This is a genomic window from Micromonospora inaquosa, assembly GCF_003857055.1.
In the GTDB taxonomy this organism is placed as follows: domain Bacteria; phylum Actinomycetota; class Actinomycetes; order Mycobacteriales; family Micromonosporaceae; genus Micromonospora; species Micromonospora inaquosa.
In genome coordinates, this window is sequence record NZ_QGSZ01000094.1 from 1 (window position 1) to 3827 (window position 3827).

General features: G+C 69.7%; 4 protein-coding genes and 1 pseudogene. 1 reads left to right on the plus strand and 4 read right to left on the minus strand.

Annotated features, from left to right (window positions below; translation table 11 throughout):
* Nucleotides 1-3: 3 nt before the first annotated feature.
* Together DLJ59_RS01870 and DLJ59_RS01875 are read right to left on the minus strand one after the other, a co-directional pair.
* Nucleotides 4-864 (minus strand): ABC transporter permease, encoded by an 861-nt coding sequence (locus tag DLJ59_RS01870; protein ID WP_124770790.1) that lies wholly within the window; start codon nt 862-864, stop codon nt 4-6.
* The gene (locus tag DLJ59_RS01875; RefSeq protein ID WP_124770791.1) at nt 861-1874 is read right to left on the minus strand and encodes an ATP-binding cassette domain-containing protein; all 1014 of its coding nucleotides are present in this window, start codon (nt 1872-1874) and stop codon (nt 861-863) included. The genes DLJ59_RS01870 and DLJ59_RS01875 overlap by 4 nt, the downstream gene beginning before the upstream one ends.
* A gap of 147 nt (nt 1875-2021) precedes the next feature.
* On the opposite strand from DLJ59_RS01875, the gene DLJ59_RS01880 reads away from it, so the two are divergent.
* The gene (locus DLJ59_RS01880) at nt 2022-2537 is read left to right on the plus strand and encodes a GNAT family N-acetyltransferase (RefSeq protein WP_124770792.1); all 516 of its coding nucleotides are present in this window, start codon (nt 2022-2024) and stop codon (nt 2535-2537) included.
* 122 nt (nt 2538-2659) lie between these two features.
* On the opposite strand, the gene DLJ59_RS01885 is transcribed toward DLJ59_RS01880, so the two are convergent.
* Nucleotides 2660-3511, minus strand: a complete 852-nt coding sequence (locus DLJ59_RS01885; RefSeq protein WP_244235785.1) for an aldo/keto reductase — start codon at nt 3509-3511, stop codon at nt 2660-2662.
* 97 nt (nt 3512-3608) lie between these two features.
* Nucleotides 3609-3827 (minus strand): annotated as a pseudogene (locus tag DLJ59_RS01890) (LysR family transcriptional regulator); the annotation flags it as partial.

Sequence of the window (3827 nt, forward strand, 5' to 3'; positions counted from 1 at the left end):
GGGTTAGCGGCGGTTGTACTTGTACATGGTCAGGGTGCCGAAGACGAGCACGAAACCGGCGCTCCACAGCAGCAGCCACATCGTGGCCGACGGGTCCGAGTCGCCGCTCATCGCTCCCCGGATCGCGGCCACCAACTGCGTCACCGGGTTGACCTTCACGAACGCCTGGAGCCAGCCGGGCATGGTGCTCGGCTCGACGAAGACGTTGCTGAGGAACGTCAGCGGGAACAGCACCATCATGCTGACCCCCATCACCGACTTCTCGCTGCGCAGGATCAGCCCGAAGAACGTCCACACCCAGGAGAACGCGAACGAGAAGACCACCAGCAGCCCGATGCCGGCGGCGACACCGAGCGCCCCGCCCTCGGGCCGGAACCCGAGCACCAGCCCGAGGCCCAGGATCACCAGGGCGGCGAGGATGTAGCGCAGCACGTCGCCGAAGATCATGCCGACCAGGGCGGCCGGACGCCAGACGGGCAGCGTCCGGAACCGGTCGAAGATGCCCTTCTCGATGTCGGTGTTGAGGCCGACACCGGTGTACATGGTGATCATGACGACGCTGGTCACCATGATGCCGGGCAGGAAGAACTGCAGGTAGTCACGCGGGCTGCCGGCGAGGGCGCCACCGAACAGGTACGTGAACATCAGCACCATGATGATCGGGAACGCGGTCACGTCGAAGAGCTGCTCCGGCACGTGCTTGATCTTCAGCATGGCCCGCCAGCCGAAGGTGATCGACGCGCCCAACGCGCTCGGTCGGGGAGGTCGGGCACCGGGCGCGAGCACTGTCGCCAGCGCCTCGGCGGACGGGACGTAGACCGACGGCGCCCGTTCGGTCGTGCTGGTGGTGGTGGTGTCGCTCATCGGGCTGCCTCCAACTCGTCGTCGCGTTCGTCGGCCGGCACGGCGGGGTGGTCGGTCAGGGCCAGGAAGACTTCGTCCAGGGTCGGCTGCCCGAGGGAGAAGTTGTCGACCATGATGCCGGCGTGGGCCAGGTCGCCGAGGGCGCGGGCGGCCTGGGCACTGGCGTCGAGGTCGGTGCCGGCCTCACCGACGCGGGCGGTCAACGCCACCGGATCTGCGGCGAGCTGCACCGGCACGCCGAGCGCCTCCCGGAGCACCCGCTCCGCCTCGGGTCGCTGGCCGGGGTCGCGCAGTCGCAGGTGGACGGTGCCGGAGCCGATCGACGACTTCAACTCACCCGGGGTGCCTTCAGCGATCACCCGGCCGTGGTCGACGACCGCGATGCGCCCGGCGAGCTGGTCGGCCTCGTCGAGGTACTGGGTGGTCAGCAGCACCGTGGTGCCGTGCGACACCACCGCCCGGACGATCTCCCACACCTGGTTGCGGCTGCGCGGGTCGAGACCGGTCGTCGGCTCGTCGAGGAAGAGCAGATCCGGGGTGTTCAGGATGCTGGCGGCGATGTCGATGCGTCGCCGCATCCCACCCGAGTATTTCTTCACCTGGCGGTCGCTCGCCTCGGTCAACCCGAACGCGGCGAGCAGGGCCGCCGCGCGCTCCCGAGCGGCCGGCTTGCGCAGGCCGAGCAGGCGGGCGAGGAGCACCAGGTTCTCCGTACCGGTCAGGTCCTCGTCGACGGAGGCGTACTGGCCGGTGAGGCTGACCCGGGAGCGGACCTTGTCGGCCTCGGTGACCACGTCGTGCCCGAAGACCCGGGCCGAGCCGCCGTCGGGTCGCAGCAGCGTGGCGAGCACCCGGACCGCCGTGGTCTTGCCCGCGCCGTTCGGGCCGAGCAGGCCGTAGACGGTGCCGGCGGGCACCTGAAGGTCGATGCCGGCCAGCGCCCGGGTGTCCCCGAATGAGCGGGTGAGCCCCACGGCCTCGATGGCCAGCCCGGTGGTGCGTCTACTCATGATCCTTACCTTCCGTGTGATGGCCACCCCTCCATCCTGAAGGCGCGAGGTGACGACAGGTGCCCGCTAGATCAGATCTAGCGGGCGTGGTTTCGGGCGGAATGTCGATGGGATCGGCTTGACTGGGGTCGACGACGGGGGAACGGGATGGCACAGGTACGCATCGAGCCGTGGCACGAGGACGACCTCGACCTGCTGCGGCAGCTCAACTCACCGGACACCCGCAAGCACACCGGCGGCCCGGAGACCGACGAACAGGTGCTCGCCCGCCACGACCGGTACGTGCACTTCGCCGACACGGGGCAGGGCTGCATGTTCACGCTGGTGCTGCCGGACGGGGCACGGGCGGGCAGCGTCGGCTACTGGGGCCGCGAGTGGCGCGACCAACCGGTGTACGAGCTGGGCTGGGCGGTGCTGCCCGCGTACCGGGGGCAGGGGCTGGCCACCGACGCGGTGCTCGCGACCCTCGACGTGGCCCGCGCCCGACTGGACCGGCGCTACGCGCACGCGTACCCGTCGGTCGACAACCCCGCCTCGAACGCGGTGTGCCGCAAGGCGGGGTTCACGCTGCTCGGCGAGACCGGCTTCGAATACCCGCCGGGGCAGATGATGCGTGCCAACGACTGGCAGCTCGACCTGACCGCCCCGCCGACCGGGAGCTGAGGTCGGCTCGCGCAGCGCGTCCGTTCCTGACCTGCCGGCAACAGCGTGATGCCTCAGAGTCATCACGATGACTCTGAGGCATCACGCTCGTCGGAGACCTGCCCGCCGACGGCGGGCTCGGGTCAGTTGGGCAGGTAGGCGAAGGTGTCCGGGTCCGGGCCCTGCCGGCCGGCAGCGCCCTTGTCCAGCTCGGTGATCCGCTCCATCGCCACGTCGTCCAGCTCGAAGTCGAAGATCCGGGTGTTCTCCTCGATCCGCTTCGGAGTGGTCGACTTCGGGAAGATGATGTCGCCGCGCTGCACGTGCCAGCGGAGCACCACCTGCGCCGGGGTCCGGTTGAGCTGCTCGGCGATGTCGATCACCGTCGGGTCGCCGAGCACCTTGCCCTGCGCGATGGGCGACCACGCCTCGGTGAGGATGTTGTGCTCACGGTCGTAGGCGCGGACCTCGTCGTTGGTGAAGTACGGGTGCGCCTCGATCTGGTTGACCGCCGGCACGACGCTCGCTTCGTCGGCCAACCGCTGCAGGTGCGACACCTGGAAGTTCGACACACCGATCGAGCGGGCCCGACCGTCGCGCTGGAACTCCTCCAGCACCTTCCAGGTCGAGACGTAGTCACCGTCGTACAGGGTCGGCAGCGGCCAGTGGATCAGGAACAGGTCGATGTAGTCCATCTTCAGCGCCGCCAGCGTCGAGTCGAACGCCTTGCGGGCGTCGTCGGGGCGGTGGAACGCGTTGCTCAGCTTGCTGGTCACGTAGACCGAGCCCCGGTCGAGCCCGGACACGCGCACCGCCTCGCCGACCTCGGCCTCGTTGCCGTACATCTCGGCGGTGTCGATGTGCCGGTAGCCGATCTCCAGCGCCGTGGTCACCGCCGCGACGGTGTCCTTCGGCTCGATCTGGAACACCCCGAAGCCGAGCTGCGGAATGGTGGTGCCGTCGTTCAGGCTGATGTCGGGAATCGTGATTGCCACTGCGGCTCCTTCGCGTCTTCGTTGCCTGTTCATCCATACCCGGGTGGGTGGACGAATCACCGCCCATCCGGGCGTGACGAACCCAACGACGACCGGTTCACCCGGTCGTGTCGAACAGCACCGGCCACGGCCGTGCCGCCGGCACCGAGGTCACCGGCGGGGCGGGCGCGGTGGGCTCGGCGTCGGCCAGCACCTCCGCGGCGAGTTGGCCGAACATCGCCGCAGCCGGGTGCGCCGACCGGTCCGGCCAGGCCGCCGAGGTGCGCTTCGCCAGCGGCGCGTCGACGATCGGCCGCCAGGCCATCCGGGGTTCGCG

Coding starts and splice junctions, on each gene's coding strand:
- DLJ59_RS01870 (WP_124770790.1), bottom strand. CDS start 864: ATGAGCGACACCACCACCACCAGCACGACCGAACGGGCGCCGTCGGTC.
- DLJ59_RS01880 (WP_124770792.1), top strand. CDS start 2,022: ATGGCACAGGTACGCATCGAGCCGTGGCACGAGGACGACCTCGACCTG.
- DLJ59_RS01875 (WP_124770791.1), bottom strand. CDS start 1,874: ATGAGTAGACGCACCACCGGGCTGGCCATCGAGGCCGTGGGGCTCACC.